This is a genomic window from Bacillus sp. FJAT-25509, from assembly GCF_001420605.1.
In the GTDB taxonomy this organism is placed as follows: Bacteria; Bacillota; Bacilli; order Bacillales; family Bacillaceae_G; genus Gottfriedia.
The window spans coordinates 12,130-33,120 of sequence record NZ_LJIZ01000019.1 but is presented as its reverse complement, the minus strand read 5'-3'; the positions used below and the strand labels follow the sequence as shown (position 1 = coordinate 33,120).

The window sequence follows — 20,991 nt, the reverse complement described above, 5'->3', positions numbered from 1 at the left end:
TTTTTATATTTTGATTATCTATCTTCCAAGTGTTGTTTAATAAACTGTGCAATCTCAGCATTCGCTTGTTTACTAATATTCGAAGCATTGTCCATTAATTGAAAATCATGGAACATCCCTCTCCAAACTTTGCATGTAACTTCTACTCCTTTAGCATTTGCTTTTGCCGCATAAGCTAAAATATCATCGATTAACTCTTCCCGTGCGCCAGCATGGATTAGCATAGGGGGCAAACCTCTTAAATCACCATATAGTGGTGAAATTAAAGGATTTTTCCGATTATTATTACCTATGTAAGTATCAACAATATTGATATCATTTCCATGATAATTCGCATGAATACTATCAAAATCTGAAGTGTATAATTGACTTTCTTTCGTTAAGTCTGTCGCTGGAGAGATTCCTACAACAGCTGCTGGAATGTTTCCATTTGAAGCCTTTATTTTATTTAACAAAGCAAATGCTAGATTACCACCAGCACTATCTCCAACAATAACAACTTTTGACTTTGGTCCATAATTTTTTACTAAGTAATTATAAACTTTCTCCACATCGGTTAAAGAAGCTGGAAACGGGTTTTCTGGTGAAAGCCTATACTCTATCGTAAGTACTCTATAACCTGTGTCTCTTGCTAAAATTGTACCTAAATTCCTTGAAAATTTTAACCCACCTCTAGACCAACCTCCGCCGTGTACATAAAAAACAATCTTATCTTCTGGAGATCCATTTGGAATTAACCATTCCACTTTTGTTCCTTCAATATTATCACCCTTAATTTTAATATTCGAAGGAGTTCGCACTATTTGTTTTTCAATTTCGATTCGTTTTTGCTCTAATGATGCCATTCTTCCTTCTTTTACTTTTTCTATATTTAATGCTCTAAGAGCTTCCGTTGCTTTATCGGGTTTCTCATTTTGATAGATAAGGGAAGAATTAATTTCACTTTTTACAATATTATTTGAAGCAACTAAATAATTTCCGATTAACAAACAAGTCACTAGTAAAAGAAATAAAAAAGTTTGTTTCAAATTAGCTCCCTACTTTACTGGTATTTTTTGTCATCTAATATTAAATTTTCCATTTTCTCCTTAATTACTCTGAAATAAAAAAGGTGCACAGAACTTGTGCACCTTTAGCGTGTAGACATTAAAAAGTAGGTAAATTACTTAAATTATTTGTAGGATCACCGTCAGGGTAAGAACGAAGTGTTTTATGTGGATTCTCTCCACGAGTTAGACCGGTGTTCACATCTTCAATTTGTTCAAGTTCTGCCATCGCAATGGCCTGCTCAATCCCAACTATTTCACCATTTTGAAATTTTACATCTGTAATATCACCATCGCCATTTTTTCGTACTGCGACGATATGTAATTTGTTTGGATCATCTTGATGTTCAGGATGTCCGATACCACGATTTTGAAACGACATACCAACACACCTCCATTTTTTTGACACAAAAATAGTATGGCGGGTTGAAAATATGTTTATCCTTCCAAATTCTTACAAGACGAAGGAAGATCCCACCTAGTTAACAGATTAAGTTTGTTAAACATTTCACAAAATATACACAGACAATATTGAGCAAACAATATACGATAGTTATGTAATCATTAATCCAAACAACTTTCGAAAGAAGGGAAAAATATGACAAGCGTTTTAGGCATGACAAGAGAAGGCAGATTAATTCATAAAATTGGAGATGGTTATTTCCGATATACCAAATTAAATAAAGACGAACTAAAAACATTAAATACACTTGTCAGTGAAGGTATGGCGACTGTCGTAAAAAAAGGAATTGGTTATGCGGCACTCGTTAAACTGACTGATCAAGGTAAAATTATTAATAATGAGTGTTAACTTTAATTGAAATATATGAATTAATACAACCATGAAAAATCTTAATCGTTAAAAAACCCCTTTATCTATTATTTACCCCTTTAATTAAAAGCTGACATAACTTATGTTTACAATTAAAGGGGTCTTTTTTGATGCGACAACTATGTTTTTTGTTTCATACTATGTTGAATCATTTGTTTATGCAAATGGCATAATAGATATTATAATGCTAGTTACAACAGTTTAAAACTTGTGCCAACTCAGTAAAAAACTTTAATGACTCTGGATTAGCCATCGATCCTTGGTTAACTACTTTTTTAGGAGAAAAACCTAATAATATTTTACGGATTGGAACTTCTAATTTTTTGCCACTTAAGGTTTTTGGAATTTGCTCAACTTCATAAATTTCATTAGGGACAAATCGCGGTGAAACCTTCTGCTTAATTTCTACCTTTATTTTTTCCTTTAATTCATTTGACAAAGCAACCCCATTTTTCAGTACAACAAATAATGGCATAAATGACTGACGGCCAAGTAGTTCTAAATCGATCACTAAACCTTCCATTATTTCATCAAGTGATTCAACAACTCGATAGATTTCACTTGTACCTAGACGCACTCCATGTCTATTAATAGTTGAATCTGACCTCCCATAAATTACACAACTACCTTTTTCATCAATTTTAATCCAATCTCCATGTCTCCAAATACCTGGATAAACTTCAAAATAACTTTCAAGATAACGTTCATTATCTAAATCACCCCAGAAATAAAGCGGCATAGACGGCATAGGAGAAGTAATCACAAGTTCCCCCACCTCATTAATGACTGATTTCCCCTCATCATCAAAAGATTGTACATGAGCTCCTAATGAACGACCTTGTATCTCTCCAGCATAAACAGGGAGAATCGGTGAACCTCCAACAAATGCTGTACAAACATCGGTACCTCCACTAGTTGATACAAGCCAAATGTCATCTCTTATATTTTCATATACCCACGAAAATCCTTCCACCGATAGTGGGGATCCCGTTGAACAAATAGACTTTAATTTGGAAAAACTATGTCTATCTTTTAGTTTTATTGCGTGCTTCTCACACACGCTTAAGAATCCTGCACTTGTACCAAAGAATGTTACACCTACTTCTTCTGCAAGGTCCCATAATACATGTAGGCTAGGATAAGAAGGGCTTCCATCAAACAATAAAATTGTACTGCCAGATAACAAGCCTCCAACTAATTGATTCCACATCATCCAACCAGTAGTAGTAAACCAAAAAATTACATCATCTTGATTTATCCCTTGTTCAACTACTAATGTCTTAAGTTGCTCAACTAATATTCCACCTTGACTTTGTACAATTGGTTTAGGCAAACCTGTTGTCCCCGAAGAAAATAAGATCCATAGTGGATGATCAAAGGGAACACTTTCAAAAGTAAGTTCACTGCTTCCCACTAATAATTCATTCCAAAGAATTGTTTCGTTTTCCATTTTGTATTCATCAACATTCACATATGGTACTAAAATTGTCTTCTTTAATGTAGGTAATTCAGACTGTAGTTCTTCAACGCTTGATAACCTATTTTGCACTTTTCCATTATAAGAATAACCATCCACCGCAATTAAAATAGTCGGTTCGATTTGTTTAAATCGGTCAATTACACTACTCGTTCCGAAATCTGGTGAACAGCTTGACCAAATTGCTCCAATGCTTGCACAAGCTAAAAAGGCAATGATCGTTTCAGGAATATTAGGCATATATGCTACAACTCGATCCCCAGGTTTAACACCTAATTCTCTTAAAGAATTTGCGACCAAGCTTGTCTTTTCCTTAAGCTCTTTCCAACTTATTTCTGTTTTTGGAGTAATTTCAGATTGAAAAATTAATGCAGATTGGTCTCCTTTATCGTTACGAAATACATGTTCTGCATAATTAATTTTAGATCCGGTAAACCATTTTGCGCCTGGCATTTTTCGCTCTTCAAGAACTTGATCATATGGTGCATGGGAAATTACATTACAATATTTCCAAACGCTTTCCCAAAAGGACTCTAATTCATCGACTGACCAATTCCATAACTCACTTTGTTTATTGAAACATAGATTTTTTTCATTTTCGAGCCAGTTCATAAAATGGCTAACTCCAGCATTTTCAATTTGCTGCCTAGATGGTTCCCATAATAAAGCACCTTCAGTAATCGCTTTCATTATTACTCCTCCTAAATTAGCAATCTATTTATTTTAATAAGACAGTAACTACGTATAGCCCGAACCTTTTGATGAAAACTCCTTATAGTCTTTCCTTTATGTATTAGCTAAAATCTTTTTTCTAAAAATACTTAATATTTAAAAATTAACTATTATACTATTACACACTAAATTTACTGTCAATATCGAAAATGAATCATCGTTCAACTAAAAGCACACTTTAATAACTCAAATTGAGGAATTTTATGCCCAATGAAAATTAAGTGTATTGTTTGAGCAATTAATTGATCATCATTAAGTTAACCATCTTCACCGGGAGTCTCAGAGAATAACCTACTTAATAAATCATTTTTCTTTTCTTTTTGTCTTTCTGCATTCTCCTCTGAAAGGTATGTCCAAATTTCTCTTACACTTCATCTAACTTGTTCACTAATTTCTTTATGATTTTCAGTCTGGTATGCGAATCAAAGAGGAGAAAGATGTCATGTTCTACAGTTGTTAATGATCTCGCTTCAAATACTATAAAGCTAACTAGATTAATTTCATTTTCTATAAGATTAAAACTAAAATAAAACCAAAAGATAAAACAAAAAAGCAGAGTTGAATTTTTTCAACTCTGCTATTTACTTGTGTCTATTTTTGGAAAGAATAGGAAAAACTAAATTGAGATTCGATATAGTAAACTCTTGTTCAAACTAGAAAGTAGGTATAAAACATGAATGAAGATTTTTTTGCTGATTATGAAAAATTTGTTGTTCCACCTTTATATAAATACAAAGGTGAGAAACGAAAATTTAATCCTAAAGATTATGCATCTTATTACATCTTAACAGTCTCATTATATGACTCTCTTATATCAAATTGGAACGATGCGGCTAAATATGAAATTGACGTCCGAAACTGTATAGATCATGTACTAAATGACTTTAATGAAAAAAAAGGTGGTAAATATCATCTTCAATTACTCGAATTTGAAAGTGATAAATCCTATTTTGTCATTGCCTTATCTATAAAAAATAAAATTGAAAAAGAAAAAATCAATGGAATTATTTCAAAATATATTGAACAGCTTGTATCAAACTCTTTTTATATTGGACAGAGCTGGTACTGGCTAATTGGCCAAAAAGGAAAAAGAGACCGAAAACTCTTCAATATATCAATAAAGGAATACATGCACTAGCATAATAATTATTCGGCATTATATTTTTCTTTTATCTTATAAAAGGATTTTATTTGATATTATTTTTTCCTAGCCAATTCCTTTCCCATTTTTACTGTTTAAAATAATATCCTCCCCTCTTAAATTTCCCCTTCTAGACAAACTTTAACAAATCCACCTAATCGTTCTTTATACAGAACGTACTAAACCATGTATTTTTAAGGATGTATTCCCACAAAAAAAATGAGCCAATCAACTAAACGGCTCATTTATTGATTTCTGTTATTCAAAAAAAGCTAAAGTAAATTAATTTAGTCCTTTAAACCCATACTTCTCCAATATCTTCATAGACTCGTCATTTTGAAGATATTCATAGAATTGTTTAGCTTCTTTAGGTTGCTTGCTATTCTTTATAACGCCTAACGGATAAATAATTGGGTCATGTGTATTTTCAGCTGCTGTTGCTACAATCTTAACATTTGTAGATGTTAGGGCATCTGTTTTATAAACAATCCCTGCATCCACATTATTTGTTTCTACATAAGAAAGAACTTGTCTAACATCCTTACCGTATACTACTTTTCCTTCAACCGCTTTCCAAACTTTCAAATCTTCCAATGTTTCTTTACCATATTTTCCTGCTGGTACAGCTTCTGGAGTACCGATTGAAATTTTATCCGCTTTCGCAAGGTCTTCAAAAGATGTAATTTGTTTAGTTGAATCTTTTGGCACTATTAAAACTAATTCATTTCCAACTACATCTTTGCCTTCACTCTTATCAATAAGACCTGCTTGTACTAAATTATTAAATTTGTCCTCTGCAGCCGAGAAGAAAAGATCTACCGGTGCTCCTTGAGAAATTTGTTGTTGTAATGCTCCCGATGCTCCAAAGTTAAAGTTTATTTTCACATTCGGATTAGCCTTTTCAAAGTTTGCTTTAATATCATTTAGTGCATCTTGTAAACTAGCTGCAGCTGAAATCGTCAATTCCACATTCTTTTGAGAAACTTCTTGTTTCTGTGCTGTTGACTTTTTAGCTTGGTCATTTGTTGAACAACCAGATACAACTAGTCCTAATAACATCATTGAAAAAAATAGAGAAAAAAGTTTTTTCATTCCTCATCTACCTTCCATATCAAAATATAACTAATTATATTTAATTATATTTAGTTATAACTAAATAAGAAATAACTTTTTTTAAAATTTACATTAAATTTAATAGGAATATGCTTTTTAAAAGCCATTGAGTTAAAATAGATAATGGAGGGATGGAAATGACGATGGAACTTTCCTATACAATCGAAGAAGTGTCACAGTTTTTAAAAGTATCCAAATTAACCATTTATGATCTTGTCAAAAAAGGTGAATTACCTGTATTCCGTGTTGGAAGACAGATGAGAATAGCAGCAAATGACTTGGACAATTACATAAAAAACAATAAAACAAATCAAAATACCATATTGCCTACCTCTGTTTTTGAACCTCGCAGAAGCGATTCAAAGGAATCTAATCATGTTGTTATTAGTGGACAAGATTTAGTTTTAGATATGCTTGGTAAACAGATCGAGAAAAATTCAACTTATAAATCATTAAGATCTTTTACTGGGAGCTTAAACAGCCTTATTTCTATGTATAATGGAGAATGTGATATCGTTAGCCTACACCTTTTTGACGGGGATACAGGTGAATATAATCTACCTTATCTTAAAAAAGTTTTAGTGGGCCATTCATTTATTTTAATCAACCTTCTATCTCGGAAAGCTGGCTTATACGTAAAAAAAGGTAACCCTTTAAAGATTACCACTTGGAAAGATTTAGAACGTCAAGATATAAAGATTGTAAATAGAGAGAAAGGTTCGGGCGCACGTATCCTTCTTGATGAACAACTCCGTATCAACGAAATTTCATCTAAAAAGATTAACGGATATGAGCATGAACAGAGCAATCATTTAAGCGTGGCTTCCGCTATTTCTACTGGAGTAGCAGATGTTGGGGTCGGAATTGAAAAAGCTGCTAAAATTGTTGGAATCGATTTTATTCCATTGATTACAGAGCAATATGATCTCGTTATTTTAAAAACTCCTGCAAATGAACGACTCATCAGGATTGTCAAAGAAATATTATCCTCAAATCAGTTTCAATTAGAGGTTGATTCTTTAGGAGATTATGATACCTCTATGACAGGAAAAATTATATATGAGACAAATTGAAAGAAGGCTACTCAAATTGCAGCCTTCTTTTTTACTACTTATTGGCAAAGTAAAGTCATTCTCAAAAGACCAAATCACTTATGATTTGGTCCTATTTTTTAAAGTTCTTTACTATAAGGAGTTAAAACAAGCTCACATCATACATTGTATTAACAGAAGATTTTTTATTTAAGGATTTAATTTCTTCTTCAATTCCCTGACAATTCCTTACGATTTCTTTTATATGTGAAATAATTTGTAAACATTCAAATGAAGGAATCACTTTAGATTCTTCGTCACACTCAATTAGCTTTATGCCAAATTCAATTTCTAAACTAATGATTGATTCTTTCATGTCAGCTTCATTAATAGAAAATTTCTGTGCTGCAATCGTAAAGGAACCACTCTCTAAAACTTCACATAGATGACTTAATTGTTCAATATTCATTTAGTTCCCTCCATACTCCAGGATGTTCTCTTTCTTGTTCTAGTTTTATTATATTAAGTGTTGATGTGATTTTAATTTTGATAAAAAGTATCAATATTGGTTTTTCTGATTAAATTATGATTTTTCGTATATAAATGTGTATGTTATCTCCTTCCTAAAAACCAATTGAACAAACTCAATTGATTCCAACTCCAATAAAGAAAAATTCTACAATTTAAATTGATTTCCCTTTGATTTAAACTTGGGTTATTTTCGCCTTGATTTTATTGAATTTTCGAGTTTGATACTGCTATTTTCAGGAAAAACCTATGTTAAATAGGCCAATATTATTTTACTCAAATAGAAAAACCACCTATAATTGGTGGTTTTATTAGGGATTCTTTATTCTTGAAATCTTTTTAACTATAAATATGCATTTGGGGTAATTTCGTTAAAAACTAATAATTTTTCCAGTGGCAAGTATGCACTCCACACAAATATTTTGGTCTAGATTTATTTCCTATATTCCAATAGACGAGTCTGTTTGTTACTTAATGAATCTTTCTCTATCTATTCCTTCAATCCATATCCCTATAATTGGTGGTACGTATATTTAGTAAGTTTCTAAAATTTGACATAAAAATGATGGAGAAAAGCTATACAAGCATGATACTCTCAAGATGTAATAAATAAGATTGGAAACGGAGGTAGCAAAAAAATAATTGCACTTTTGTTTTTTTGTGCAATTTTTCATGAGTCACATGATGGTACAAGCAGGTTCAGGATCTCTAAGTTATTAAGTCTAGTAATATGAAAGGCTGGTACAATTGATTGTTAAATTTCTTATATCCTAGCATAATCATCCCTACTTTTTTTATCCTATTTTTTGGATATCAATTTCTAAAAGGTTCAATAACTCTCCTAAAACTTCTTTATTGGCTAATCTTTGGTATTTACTTTACATGTCTTATTAATTTCACTTTATTTCCTTTCCCCTTTCAAAAATATTTAATTCAAGTAATGATAGAAGATCAGTTAGGATTTAATCATAATTTTATTCCCTTTAAATCGATTGTGGATACCGCCAATTATGGCTCAATTTCAATTGTTCTAAAACAAATTGCTGGTAATGTCTTATTATTCATACCACTAGGATTTGCATTCCCTATTCTATTTATAAAAATAACAAACAGAAAAACGATTTTAATAGGTTTTACATTAAGTCTAGCAATAGAATTAATTCAAGCTACTTCTGGACTGTTCCTTGGCTATAACTACAGATCATGTAATATTGATGACTTAATACTAAATACAATTGGAACAATTATAGGATTAGCTAGTTATAAAGCAAGTTCTAGGTACTTTAAAAGTTATGAAGAATTCGTAGATAAAAACCAAACTTCGTAAATCTCCTATATTTTTAAAAATCCCTACACAGAAAATAGGGGTTGTTAAAGTAATCAACCCCTTTGTTACAAAATATTCTTATTTAAGCTACAATTTCTTTTTTGCTTTGAACCGCTACATTTTTAGTAAGCAAGCTAACAACGACTAAAAATACTAGATTTACAACTAAGCCAATTACACCGATATTCAAATCTTTAATGTATTGAGGCAGTGCTGGAAATAATGATCCAATTGTTGTATTACTTATAGTCACATAAGTAACTGTTGCAACTCCAGTAAAAATACCAGCGAATGCTCCTTGCTTCGTTACAAAGTTCTTTTTCATTAAACTAAAGACAAGTGTTGGGAATAATTGAGTAACTAGACTGTATCCCATTAAAAGTAGAGTTACTAATGTAGTTCCACCATTAAATGTGAAATAAACTGCGAATAAGGCTACCACAGGAACAAGGTATTTAGCTAAAACAGCAACTTGCTTTTCTGTAGCAGATGGTACAAACACTTTATAAATATTTTTTGATATTAAAGTAGCAGATGCCATTAGAATCATCGAGCCTGGTACGATTGCGGTCAATACTCCTGCTCCACCAATGATTCCAACAAACCACGGGTTAAAAGATTGTTTACTTAATTTTAATAAAGACAAATCCGCATCCGGACCTTGTAATCCAGGAACTTGAAGAATTGCTGCAAATCCAACGAAAAATACAAAAAGCAACACAAGTTGGTATAAAGGCATAATAATCGCATTTTTACGAAATACATTTTCACTTTTAGCTGAATAAATAGAGCCGAAAGTATGCGGCCACATGTAAAAACCTAAAGCTGTTAGAAGAACCGTAGAATTAAACCAAGATACACTTAATCCCTCTTTTGGGAGACTTAGAAAACCTGGTTTAGCTTGATCAACTGCTTCAAACATCGCTTGGAATCCACCATAATAATGCAATGGAAGATAGATTCCTAGAAAAAGAACAACACCAAGAATCATAATGTCCTTTAATGCTGCAGTCCATGCAGATCCATGGATACCAGATATCATAACATAGATAGTCACTGAAATAGCACCTATCCAAATCGCAAAAGTTGGTGAAATCAATCCATAAGAAGCCTCCGAAACTATGCTTCCCAACCCTTTTAATTGTAGAACTAAGTAGGGAATTACAGCAGATACACCAACTAGTGAAACTAAAACGCCAAGGCCTTTACTTTTGTATTTACTTGCGAAAAAGTCAGGTTGAGACATTAAATTATTTTCTTTAGCATATTTCCATATTTTTGGAAGCAACCAATATGACATAATATAAGCAAGTGCACCGTAAGCAGTGATGTAGTAGGTTGGACCTCCTTTTCCATAAGCCCAGCCACTTCCACCTAGGAAAGTAAAAGTTGTATAGATTTCGCCAGCCATTAAGAGAAAGACAAAAATAGTACCAAATCCTCTTCCTCCAACACTCCATTGCTCAAGATTCATGTCTTTTCCTTTCCTAGCTTGTACCCCTAGAAAAATCGATACAGCAAGAAAGAGAAAAATTATAATTAATGCACTATTCATCTTATCTGTCCCCCTTATTAGCCGAATCTAATTTAAAGATAATCCACATAACTGGTGTTGAAAAAACAGTCCATAGTACAACCCAAAAAAGGAGAAAAGGCATTCCTAATACAAATGGTTCAACGTGGTTTGCCCAAGATGAAAAGCCCAGAATAGCAATAAAAGGAATAAGTGCTAACAAATGATAGATTTTCAAAAATTGTTCCCCACTTTCAATTTAAAATTTATATTAGTTTAAATATTCAGAAAATATAAGTTTAGATTAAGTAGATCCTTGTAAAAAAAGGGTCTACTTAATCATAAGTCTATCAATCTAGAAGCTTAAATGTAGCATGAACAAATAATTTCACACCAATTTCCAATGCGTCCTCGTCTATTGTAAAACGAGCATGATGATGAGGATAAGCAATATCTTTCTCTTTGTTTCCTGCTCCCACATAGAAGAAAGTACCTGGTGCCTTTTGTTGGAAAGCAGAGAAATCTTCACCACCCATGTTTGGTTTCATAAGGTCGAGTGTCTTTTCATCAAACACTTCTAGAATGGTTTCTTCAATAGCCTTCGTAATATGCTCGTCGTTGATAACTGGGCGATATCCAAGCTCATAATTAAATTTGTATTGTGCACCATGTGCCTCAGTTATACCTTTTATAACTCTTTCCATAAGTTCAGGAACCGATTTCCTAAGTTCGGCGTTGAAACTACGAACGGTACCACAGATTTCAACTGAACCTGGGATTACGTTATGAGTTGTACCGCCAATAAACTTTGTAACAGAAAGTACTAGATTATCAAGCGGATCAGTATTTCTAGAAACGATATGTTGAAGATTCGTTACCACTTGGGAAGCTATAGCAATCGAATCGATCGTGTCATGAGGAAGTGCTGCATGTCCACCCTTACCTTCAACAGTGATATAGAAAGTATCTGGGGCAGCCATCATCGGTCCGTAAGCTACACCTACTGTACCTAGTTTCATAGGAGCCCAAAGATGAGCACCAATTATCATGTCTACTCCATCCATTACACCTGCTTGTACCATTTCCTCTGCACCACCGGGGAACAGCTCTTCAGCATGTTGAAACAAAAAGCGAACTTCACCTTTGATCTTATCTTTTAAACTAGTTAAAATTTTTGCTGTGCCTAGAAGCATTGCTGTATGACCATCGTGCCCACAAGCATGCATTACACCCGGATTTTTAGAAGTAAATTCAAAAGTGTTTTCTTCCTCGATCGGTAAAGCATCCATATCTGCACGAATTGCTAGCACCTTACCTGGCTGAGAACCAATCAGACGAGCCATAACACTCGTCTTTGTTGGACGAGATATCTCTAAATTCCCGAAAGATTGAAGTGTATCATACACGTATTGAGCTGTTTTTTCTTCATGAAAAGATAACTCCGGATACTGATGAAAATGCCTTCTCCACTTAATTACTTCTTCTTTTGTTTGCTCTACTAAACTATCTAATGATATTGTTTGCATAATTGTATCTCCCTCTATTTATTATTAGATAACTGAAGTACAGTATGATAAAGTACATTAGCACCGTCTGTACAATCTTCCTTTGAACTCCATTCAGCAGGATTATGACTTATCCCATCCTTTGAACGGATAAAAAGCATCCCTATAGGGCAGAGACTTGTAAGCTGCATGCAATCGTGCCCAGCTCCACTTGGGAGAAAAAATGGTTCCACACCAATCGTTTCACAAGCAAGTTTTGCTATACCTTGAATTTCATTAGAGCATAATGAAGGTGCAATTCGTTGCAGAACTTCAATTTCTAATCCTACACCACGTTGTTCACATAAAATTTTTGATTCTTCTAAAATTCGATTTTCAACCTCATCACGAATTGCCTCATTAACATCGCGAAGATCCAAGGTAAATTCAACCTTCCCGGGAATTATATTGATTCCTCCAGGAAATAGCTGCAATTGACCAACTGTTCCAACCGTTGAACGTGTCTTAGCTGATTCAGTTTCAATTAGTTGAACAATCTGGGAAGCGGCAACTAAAGCATCATTACGGTCATTCATTGGGGTTGTCCCCGCATGCCCTGCTCTGCCTTCAATTGTGAACTTAAGCCACAACGGTCCGGCGATTCCTGTAACAATACCAACCGATAAATTATCGTTTTCAAGCACCTTACCTTGTTCAATATGTAATTCTACATAGGCTTTTACTGATCCAATACTTCTGACTGACTGATCAATTAATAATGGGTCATAACCTGCATCGATCATCGCTTGAGCTACTGTAATTCCTTGTTGATCCTTATTTTGTAGTTCTTCCAAAGTGAGTGTTCCAGCAATTCCTCGACTCCCAATCATTCCAAAGCTAAATCTTGCTCCTTCTTCATCTGTAAATACAATCACTTCAATTGGATGGACTGTTGTGATTCCCTGCTCATTCATCGTCTGGAGTATTTCAATTCCTGAGAGAACACCAAGTGGTCCGTCAAAGTTTCCGCCGTTATATACAGAATCAACGTGTGAGCCTACTAGAACAACTGATGCGTTTTGATTAGTTCCTTCTTTACGTCCAATAAGATTTCCAACGGAATCTTCGTAAACTTTTAATCCTGCTTCAACCATATAGGAAGTAACTAATTCCTTAGCTTTTCTCTCATCTTCAGTAAAGGACAAACGAGTAATTCCACCAGACTCTTGTTTTCCTATGGATCCTAATTCCATTAGGCGATTCCACAATCTTTCCTGATTAATCATTTTTCCTCCTACAATAAAGTTTGTATTTTAGGTCTATTTATGGTTATGACCATAACTATATCATTAATCATTTAGTTTGTTAAGTAATAATATTCAGAATATTGTATGAAAACTGGAAAAAATCTTAATCACCTGTCAAAGGCTTATTTTATATATGTTTCTAGGTCTTCCACGCGAATAAGGTGTTTCCTCTCCAATTACCTGAGCAATTCCTTGTTCTTCTAATTCTTTTAAAATTCTACGCGCACTTCTCGGCATGATTTGCATATACTGTGCCAGCTCGTGTGCTCCAATTTCACTCTTTCCTATTTTTTTAAGAATAGATTCTAGCTTACTAAGTGTCGAAATACTTAAAGATGTTTGTTCGCTTATTTTTTGTAGCTCTTTTGAGACATAAGAATAGGTAATTTGTTCTTCTCTTCCCAATGGTCCCGCTATCGTTTGATTATCGAGTGCAACCATCCAACTTCCTTTTCCATACTCTCTAGCATGAAATAAAGCTCTTCCGGCATGAATTTCCGCTTCATAAGCCGTTTTACCAATTCCAATGCCACAAGTAATTACTTCTTTCTTTAATTCTTCAAGATCTTCCAAATTCGGTATAATTGAAAATTCATTCGTTATATCTTGTAAAAGCCCTCGTGTTGTAAAAATGACATATCTACCAGGACCAGCAGATTTAAGTGATCCTTGCACTTTATTTGCGTAAACAAGAAGCTTCTCTGCCATTTTAATTTCTATTTTGTATATTTCATCAGTCGAAAAAGTATCCTTCGCCAATCCAAAATAAGAGTCGATCTCAATCATTTGAACTGCAATTTGGCTTTCTTTAAAATGTAACATCTCATAAGTTCGAAGTGCTAAATTTAGTACAGACTCAATAGCTGACTTAGCAGGAAGTACTCGATAAACAGGAACACCCATTTTCTCAAGTTCTATATGTGCCGACCTGAGACATGTAACTGCTGCTTTTGTTTTTCCACTTTTCCATAACTCATAGTGGTATCCTGCAAGTACCTCCGCATCAACTTCTCCTTCATAATATTTCAAAAATAGGTTATCAGCTTTAATCTCTGCTTCGTCTAAAATACTTTTGAGTTCATCAAAATGGAAGTTATCAAAGCTAATTTGCTCCATTGCAATCTGGTTATGATAAAATATTTGTAACAAGGTTTTATAAAGACTTGGTCCAGTGTGTGGTGTAAAAAACATAGGTTTTGTAATTCCACCCCAGCTTTTTGCGATTGCATAAGGGACCTTACCTGAAAAGAGCCAAATATCAAAATCATTTGCAATAGGACTTAATAAATCAATAATTTCCTCTTCTCTCCAATAGATGATCGGGGTACATTCAAATTCTGGGTATTCCTTTATTACAGATTGAATAACATCAATCGAATCATCAGATCCAAGTAAACCTAAACGGATTTTTTTCATCTTTTCCTCCACTACTCTAAAATAAATAAAATTCCTAAAATGGTAATGCAGCAGGCAATCAACTTTGCCGCTGTAATTTTTTCTTTATAATAAATTCTTGCTAAAAACAACGCAAATATTGGTGAGGTATAGGCTAAGGCTACAACTAGAGTCCCGTTGGCAATCTTTAAGGCTGCAAACAATGCGATCCATTGAGTAATCGCAAGCACACCACGAATCGAAAGGTGTATATTCAGTTTTGGATACCAAATTTTCGGACGATGTATTAAATAGATGATTAGGGCAATTCCACTCGCTCTGAAAAAGTAAAGTGTAGGAGCATTTATCCATTGATGAACGAGCAGTTGTTGTGTAGGAACCATGCTGAGTCCAGCAGAAACTGCAGCTGCAACCCCTAATAAATTTCCCGGTTTTTTAATTTCTACTAATGGAGATAACATGTTTCTACCTTTTACATTTAGAAAATATACACCAAGCACTATAAGTAGGACAGGAATTAATATATGTACATCAAATCCGTGCAATATGCTATTTGGAATAAACGTGAATAATGGAGTTAGCGCAGTATACACTGCTAGTTGAGATACTTCTATTCGTCCTAGCGCTAAGAAAAATGATACATTGGACAATGCATCTAAAATAATTACAATGATTAATAAACCTATTGTAGCTGGAGTAACAGAAAAGGAATAATACCACGGCATTACGCAGCCTAACAATATGGTGACTACCAGAAAAGATGTTACAATAAAGCTATTATTATCCTTCATTTGCAATGTGATTTTTTTTGCATACAGCGCATTTACTGCATTCAAAAAAGAGCTAATTAATGCAAGAAAAAACATATTCTTTTCTCCTCTCTCTCTAGTTCATTTATCTGGCTAAATGTACAAGTAAGTTTCCATAAACTTCAACTGCATACGCAATTGTTTTTTCATTAAAGTCGAATGCACAATTATGATGCCCTGCTGCCAATTCAGTTCCAAACAGTAGATAAGTAGCCATTCCACCATTCTTTTGAACCTCTTTCATCATATACGTTACATCTTCTGAAGCAAGGAAAGGTTGAGAAATAGCAATTTCACTCGTTTGTTTAACTTTTGATCCTATATCATATACAATATTCGCAAGACCAGAGTCACAGTCTGCTATAATCGAACGTCCTACTACTTCGGTATATTCCTTAATCCCATACAACTGAGCAACTGATTGTATGATACGCAGTGATTCATTCTTCATATATTGATCAACCTCATTGGTCGTTCCTCTTGTTTCAAATTTTAACTTAGCATGTGCTGGAATGATGTTTCGACCTTCTCCACCTTGAATAACTCCAACATTTATTCTTGAATCCCCTAATCCATGGCGTGAGATGGCATATAATTGTAATGTAATAGTAGATGCCGCAAGTAATGCATTTCGACCTTCATGTGGTGCTAATGCTGCATGTGCCTGCACACCTTCCAGTTCTAAGTCAAACTTGGTTGACGCGAAAAAATCTGTTACGCTACAGACAAGCTGGTTCTGTTTTGTTGCCGTTACACCAATATGACCACTAAAGAAATAATTAACATCTTCTAAGACTCCCGAATCAACCATCGCTCTCGCACCACGCGCACCTTCTTCTGCAGGTTGAAATATGAGTTTAATTTTTCCTGAAAGCTTCTCTTTCATTTTTGAAATCAACTGTGCCATTCCTAACCCAATTGCGATATGGCCATCATGTCCACAAGCATGCATATAGCCTTCTACTTTCGAACGGAAATTTTGATTCCATGGAACATGATTTGATCCTCTTTCCTCTGAAATTTCTAATCCATCGATATCAAATCGGAAGGCAAGTGTTGGACCAATCCGCCCAGTATCACAAATTCCTACAACACCAGTTAACCCATCTTCCATTTTCTCAATCCAATATGAATTTGCCCCAAACGACGATGCCCGCTCTTTAGCTTCTTGTATCGTTTTTTCATCCGGGACTCCCATTCTCGATTCAGGTACAATTATTTCTCTTCCTACTTTTACTTCAAATCCCAATTCTGATAAGAAATCTGCTATAAGAGATGAGGTTCGGAATTCCGTCCATCCGATCTCCGGATAACAGTGGATATCACGCCTAATTTTGATTAAACTTTCTTTCATGTTATCAACTAATTCTGAGATTATTTCTTCCACGTCATTGCCTCCTTATTAATTGGGTTGTATTAATACTTTTTTCCTAACGAGACCAATACACTATACTATTTACGGTTGAATTCAGGTTACGACCATAATTATAGACTATTCTGACATTTTTGAATAGAAACCTAAAATACTATTTTATTAGTTAATCAACTTAATAACGAATCTATTTTTTTTGAAAGCGAAAAGAAGATTAATCTATCAAAAACCTTTTTAAACAAAAAAAGGGTGCCCCTTAAAAGTTTTACTTTTGGGACAACCTCTTTATTCGTTCTATTCATATCGAAGTGCTTGAATTGGATCAAGCTTAGACGCTTTATTTGCTGGAAAAACACCAAATACGATTCCAACTAATAAAGAGAATACAAATGATAACAGCATAACCGGAATGGAATATGCAATTGTAGTTCCTGTCGTTATAGTAAATATTTTGGCACTTATTACGCCTATTCCAACTCCTATAATCCCTCCAAGTGAACTTAATACCATTGATTCAATTAGGAACTGAAGAAGAATACTTCCACGTTTTGCTCCAATTGCTTTTCGAATACCGATTTCCTTTGTGCGTTCTGAAACTGATACAAGCATAATATTCATAATACCGATACCACCAACAATAAGTGAGATTGCAGCACTTCCGCCTAGCATTAATGTCATTGTTTCATTAACTGATGAAGCTGTTTCCATTAAATCTTCAGGACTCGAAACGCTATAGCTATCTTCATCACCAATAATCGTAAACATCTTTTGTTCAATTCTACGTTGTACAAAATTAACCATATTTTCATTTTCTACTTTTACATAGACAGATCCAATTGTAGTAGTAGATGCCAAGCGTTGCGCTGTGCTAAGAGGAACAATGATTGTACTGTCTCCACTTGAACCTAACGAACTACCAACTGATTGAAGTACCCCAACAACTCTAAATGAAGTACCGTTCACTTTTACGGATTGGCCAACTGGATTTCCAAAACCGAATAATGTTTGTGCTGTGCTTGATCCAAGTACTGCTATTTTCGAGTGATTATCATTATCTAAGTCTGCGATAAATCGCCCTGATTGTAGCTCCAAATCACGAACTTTTAAATAAGGTGAAGTCGTTCCTGTCACAGACACTTGTGCGTTCGTTTGTCCATTCTTGGCAGTTACTCTTCCAGAAACAGTCGGAGCAATTGCTTCTACACCGTTGACATCTTTAAGTTGATTGGCATCATCTTCTTTAAAGGTAACATCTGAACCAGTAACACTTACTGTTAATACATTTGTACCTAAACTTCCAATTTGATCTTGTACTTCTTTCGTTGATCCTTGTCCGATTGCAACCATAACAATAACGGAGGCTACACCGATAATTATCCCTAGCATCATTAGGAATGCTCTTACTTTATTCCCATTAATGCTCTTAAGCGCCATTTTCAGTGTCTGCAAACCATTCACCCCCATTCTCGTATAACTGGCCATCATGAATTCGGACAACACGACTTGCTTGTTTTGCTACATCTAGATCATGTGTAATTAAAATAATCGTATGCCCTTGTTCATTTAACAAATTCATAATCTCCAAAATTTCTTTACTTGTTTTACTATCAAGAGCACCAGTCGGTTCATCTGCCAGTAAAATAGGAGGGCTTCCAGCAAGGGCACGCGCAATTGCGACACGCTGCTGCTGCCCCCCTGATAATTGTGTAGGTAAATGATTCGCTCGATCTACTAGTCCTACCTTTTTTAACGCCGAAAGAGCAACTTCTCTTCGTTCTGCCGTTTTCATCCCTCTATAAATGAGAGGAAGCTCTACATTTTCTACCGCAGTTAACTTTGGTATAAGATTGAAATTTTGAAATATAAATCCAATTTTTTCATTCCGTATAGTCGCTAGTTGCGAGCTCTTCATTTGCCCTACATCTTCATTATCAATCAAATATCTCCCAGAATCAGGTCGATCTAAGCATCCAATCATGTTCATGAATGTTGACTTCCCTGAACCTGATGGACCGATGACTGATATAAAGTCACCCTTTTGGATATCAAGAGATACACTCTGAAGAGCCATTACTGTTTCTCCGCCAAGTTCATACATTTTCGTCATATTTTTAATTTGAATAATCGGCCCTAAGTTAGTCATTATTTACCTCCTTGTCCGCCACCTGTTTGGTTTTTACCTCCGAAGTTTCCGCCACGTTCGAATCCACCACCGGAGAATCCGCCGCCAGAGAATCCACCACCTTGGAATCCGCCACCTTGCATCATAAATCCACCAGAATTACCTCTAGATTGAACGCTCGGAATTTCAACAGATTCTCCTTCACTTAATCCACTTGTAATTTCTACATTCGTATCATTTGTAATACCAGTTTTTACTGTAACTTTCTTAGTGGATTCTCCAGAATCGTCTGTTGAAGTAGGAACAAGTACATATTTTTCATCTCCATTTTTATACACTGCTTCTACTGGAACATATAGCGCGTCTGCTTTACTTTGGATTAAAATACTTGCTTCTGTTGACATACCAATTTTCAAACTTTTTGGATTTTTAATTTTTACAGTTACATCAAATGTTGAAACGCCATTTGTCGATGTGCCTTCATTTGCTACCTTCGTTACAATCCCATCGAATGATTCACCTTCAAAAGCACTTGCAGTTATTTTTACTGACTGTCCAACCTTTACTTTTGGAATATCTAATTCATCAACACTAATCGTTGTTTCCAAAGAACTGTAATTTGTTATATGCGCAACTGTCGCAGAACTTTGTACAGAATCTCCACTATTAACAGCAAGACTAGTAATTGTTCCAGCAACTGGTGCTTGTAAAACACTACCATCTGTAAATTTCACAAGTGATGCACCTTCTTTTACAACTGATCCTTCTTTTACATATACAGTATCCGCTACTAAACTACTACCTCCAGTGTTTCCAGTACTAGAATTATTTGAGGAACTGCCACTATCTTCTCTTGTAATTGCTAATGTAACTCCATCTTCATCTTCCATACGAATTAGTACTTTTCCTTGTGAAGCTCCGCTACCGCCACTTACATAAACCTTTGTAATTTCTCCATCTTTTGGAGCCGTAACAACATCACCATTTTTAAATGTTACAAGTGTGTCACCTTTATCTACTGATTCTCCAGATGAAACACTTACACTATCCACAACTAGAATTGTATTTGCCGCAGTAACATCTTCATCAGTATTGGCAGTTACCGAACCCGACCCAGTAACAGCTACTTCTAAATTTCCTTTTTGTGCCGTAATTGTTTGTGCTGTAGCCATCACATTTTGGGCTTGATTTGCTTGACTCTTACTATATATGAACCAACCACTTCCTCCTCCAACAGCAACAACAATAACTGAAATAATAACCCACTTTTTCAATTTTCTTTTCTCCTCTCCATCATTGAGTTTGATATGAATATATACCCGATTATTCTTAACGAGATTCATTCGATCCCGCATATCCTCAGAACCTCTAATATCTTGTAACCATTTTAAGAAAACCAGGGCTTACCTTGCGTTTATACAGCAAACATACTCTACTATTGGAAGTTTGTATTAGAGCTTGTTTTATTTATTTTTTTACTCCTCCTAATTTCATTTGATAAGCTCATTTTGGATTGTGTACCTTAAAATTCCCTTAATAAAAATCGGTGCTTTTTAAATAGGAAGAGTACATTGGTTATATTGAAAGCATTTAAAACTCTTAATTTATTGCACAAATAAATCTCCCCCTTTTATATATTTGGAGGAGATTTTAATGCCTGCTCAAGATAGTTTTACTTTTTTGTAACTTTATAGAATGTGCAGGGTGGAAATGGAAAAATATGGTAATTTACGAATAGTTCTGATAAAATTTTATTGGGTAA

Annotated in this window: 19 protein-coding genes; 4 read left to right on the top strand and 15 right to left on the bottom strand. The window is 34.5% G+C overall.

Annotated features, from left to right (window positions below; all coding sequences use genetic code 11):
• Positions 1–14 precede the first annotated feature (14 nt).
• Together AN960_RS12120 and AN960_RS12115 are read right to left on the bottom strand one after the other, a co-directional pair.
• On the bottom strand, positions 15–1,028 hold the full coding sequence (locus AN960_RS12120) for an alpha/beta hydrolase (RefSeq protein WP_056471616.1): 1,014 nt from the start codon (positions 1,026–1,028) through the stop codon (positions 15–17).
• Between the two features lie 118 nt (positions 1,029–1,146).
• A complete protein-coding gene (locus AN960_RS12115) occupies positions 1,147–1,428 on the bottom strand; it encodes a DUF3892 domain-containing protein (RefSeq protein WP_056471613.1) in 282 nt (93 codons plus the stop codon).
• A gap of 216 nt (positions 1,429–1,644) precedes the next feature.
• On the opposite strand from AN960_RS12115, the gene AN960_RS12110 reads away from it, so the two are divergent.
• Positions 1,645–1,857 (top strand): hypothetical protein, encoded by a 213-nt coding sequence (locus tag AN960_RS12110; protein WP_056471612.1) that lies wholly within the window; start codon positions 1,645–1,647, stop codon positions 1,855–1,857.
• 208 nt (positions 1,858–2,065) lie between these two features.
• On the opposite strand, the gene AN960_RS12105 is transcribed toward AN960_RS12110, so the two are convergent.
• A complete protein-coding gene (locus AN960_RS12105) occupies positions 2,066–4,045 on the bottom strand; it encodes an acetoacetate--CoA ligase (protein WP_056471611.1) in 1,980 nt (659 codons plus the stop codon).
• A gap of 715 nt (positions 4,046–4,760) precedes the next feature.
• Here AN960_RS12105 and AN960_RS12100 point away from each other — a divergent pair.
• Positions 4,761–5,225 (top strand): hypothetical protein, encoded by a 465-nt coding sequence (locus AN960_RS12100; RefSeq protein WP_056471610.1) that lies wholly within the window; start codon positions 4,761–4,763, stop codon positions 5,223–5,225.
• A 285-nt stretch (positions 5,226–5,510) separates the two neighbouring features.
• Here the strand turns inward: AN960_RS12100 and modA are convergent, their stop codons facing one another.
• Positions 5,511–6,320, bottom strand: a complete 810-nt coding sequence (gene modA / locus AN960_RS12095; protein WP_056471607.1) for a molybdate ABC transporter substrate-binding protein — start codon at positions 6,318–6,320, stop codon at positions 5,511–5,513.
• A gap of 158 nt (positions 6,321–6,478) precedes the next feature.
• On the opposite strand from modA, the gene AN960_RS12090 reads away from it, so the two are divergent.
• Entirely contained in the window at positions 6,479–7,414 is a 936-nt protein-coding gene (locus tag AN960_RS12090) for a helix-turn-helix transcriptional regulator (protein ID WP_056471603.1), read from the top strand.
• Between the two features lie 121 nt (positions 7,415–7,535).
• Here AN960_RS12090 and AN960_RS12085 read toward each other — a convergent pair whose 3' ends face one another.
• Positions 7,536–7,841: a LysR family transcriptional regulator gene (locus tag AN960_RS12085; protein WP_056471602.1), complete on the bottom strand. Its 306-nt coding sequence runs from the start codon at positions 7,839–7,841 to the stop codon at positions 7,536–7,538.
• A gap of 810 nt (positions 7,842–8,651) precedes the next feature.
• Between AN960_RS12085 and AN960_RS12080 the strand changes: the two genes are divergently transcribed.
• Positions 8,652–9,227 carry a VanZ family protein gene (locus tag AN960_RS12080; protein WP_056471601.1) on the top strand — a complete coding sequence of 192 codons (576 nt, stop codon included), beginning with the start codon at positions 8,652–8,654 and terminating at the stop codon, positions 9,225–9,227.
• 82 nt (positions 9,228–9,309) lie between these two features.
• Here AN960_RS12080 and AN960_RS12075 read toward each other — a convergent pair whose 3' ends face one another.
• The 10 genes from AN960_RS12075 to AN960_RS12030 form a co-directional block, all read right to left on the bottom strand.
• A complete protein-coding gene (locus AN960_RS12075) occupies positions 9,310–10,782 on the bottom strand; it encodes a sodium:solute symporter family protein (RefSeq protein WP_056471597.1) in 1,473 nt (490 codons plus the stop codon).
• 1 nt (position 10,783) lies between these two features.
• Complete coding sequence (locus AN960_RS12070) at positions 10,784–10,978, bottom strand: DUF3311 domain-containing protein (protein WP_056471596.1); 195 nt, start codon at positions 10,976–10,978, stop codon at positions 10,784–10,786.
• 112 nt (positions 10,979–11,090) lie between these two features.
• Entirely contained in the window at positions 11,091–12,266 is a 1,176-nt protein-coding gene (locus tag AN960_RS12065; protein WP_056471595.1) for a M20 family metallopeptidase, read from the bottom strand.
• Positions 12,267–12,280: 14 nt separating this feature from the next.
• Entirely contained in the window at positions 12,281–13,510 is a 1,230-nt protein-coding gene (locus AN960_RS12060; protein ID WP_056471592.1) for a Zn-dependent hydrolase, read from the bottom strand.
• A 135-nt stretch (positions 13,511–13,645) separates the two neighbouring features.
• Positions 13,646–14,947 carry a hypothetical protein gene (locus tag AN960_RS12055; RefSeq protein ID WP_056471589.1) on the bottom strand — a complete coding sequence of 434 codons (1,302 nt, stop codon included), beginning with the start codon at positions 14,945–14,947 and terminating at the stop codon, positions 13,646–13,648.
• Between the two features lie 11 nt (positions 14,948–14,958).
• On the bottom strand, positions 14,959–15,792 hold the full coding sequence (locus AN960_RS12050) for a DMT family transporter (protein WP_056471585.1): 834 nt from the start codon (positions 15,790–15,792) through the stop codon (positions 14,959–14,961).
• Positions 15,793–15,820: 28 nt separating this feature from the next.
• Positions 15,821–17,122, bottom strand: a complete 1,302-nt coding sequence (locus tag AN960_RS12045) for an amidohydrolase (protein ID WP_056471577.1) — start codon at positions 17,120–17,122, stop codon at positions 15,821–15,823.
• Positions 17,123–17,401: 279 nt separating this feature from the next.
• Positions 17,402–18,556, bottom strand: a complete 1,155-nt coding sequence (locus AN960_RS12040) for an ABC transporter permease (protein WP_502692547.1) — start codon at positions 18,554–18,556, stop codon at positions 17,402–17,404.
• Positions 18,531–19,250, bottom strand: a complete 720-nt coding sequence (locus AN960_RS12035) for an ABC transporter ATP-binding protein (protein ID WP_056471568.1) — start codon at positions 19,248–19,250, stop codon at positions 18,531–18,533. Before AN960_RS12035 ends, AN960_RS12040 begins: the two co-directional genes overlap by 26 nt.
• Entirely contained in the window at positions 19,250–20,503 is a 1,254-nt protein-coding gene (locus AN960_RS12030) for an efflux RND transporter periplasmic adaptor subunit (protein ID WP_056471565.1), read from the bottom strand. The genes AN960_RS12035 and AN960_RS12030 overlap by 1 nt, the downstream gene beginning before the upstream one ends.
• Positions 20,504–20,991 lie beyond the last annotated feature (488 nt).

Coding starts and splice junctions, on each gene's coding strand:
- modA (WP_056471607.1), bottom strand. CDS start 6,320: ATGAAAAAACTTTTTTCTCTATTTTTTTCAATGATGTTATTAGGACTA.
- AN960_RS12035 (WP_056471568.1), bottom strand. CDS start 19,250: ATGACTAACTTAGGGCCGATTATTCAAATTAAAAATATGACGAAAATG.
- AN960_RS12105 (WP_056471611.1), bottom strand. CDS start 4,045: ATGAAAGCGATTACTGAAGGTGCTTTATTATGGGAACCATCTAGGCAG.
- AN960_RS12075 (WP_056471597.1), bottom strand. CDS start 10,782: ATGAATAGTGCATTAATTATAATTTTTCTCTTTCTTGCTGTATCGATT.
- AN960_RS12060 (WP_056471592.1), bottom strand. CDS start 13,510: ATGATTAATCAGGAAAGATTGTGGAATCGCCTAATGGAATTAGGATCC.
- AN960_RS12050 (WP_056471585.1), bottom strand. CDS start 15,792: ATGTTTTTTCTTGCATTAATTAGCTCTTTTTTGAATGCAGTAAATGCG.
- AN960_RS12090 (WP_056471603.1), top strand. CDS start 6,479: ATGACGATGGAACTTTCCTATACAATCGAAGAAGTGTCACAGTTTTTA.
- AN960_RS12115 (WP_056471613.1), bottom strand. CDS start 1,428: ATGTCGTTTCAAAATCGTGGTATCGGACATCCTGAACATCAAGATGAT.
- AN960_RS12110 (WP_056471612.1), top strand. CDS start 1,645: ATGACAAGCGTTTTAGGCATGACAAGAGAAGGCAGATTAATTCATAAA.
- AN960_RS12100 (WP_056471610.1), top strand. CDS start 4,761: ATGAATGAAGATTTTTTTGCTGATTATGAAAAATTTGTTGTTCCACCT.
- AN960_RS12085 (WP_056471602.1), bottom strand. CDS start 7,841: ATGAATATTGAACAATTAAGTCATCTATGTGAAGTTTTAGAGAGTGGT.
- AN960_RS12055 (WP_056471589.1), bottom strand. CDS start 14,947: ATGAAAAAAATCCGTTTAGGTTTACTTGGATCTGATGATTCGATTGAT.
- AN960_RS12065 (WP_056471595.1), bottom strand. CDS start 12,266: ATGCAAACAATATCATTAGATAGTTTAGTAGAGCAAACAAAAGAAGAA.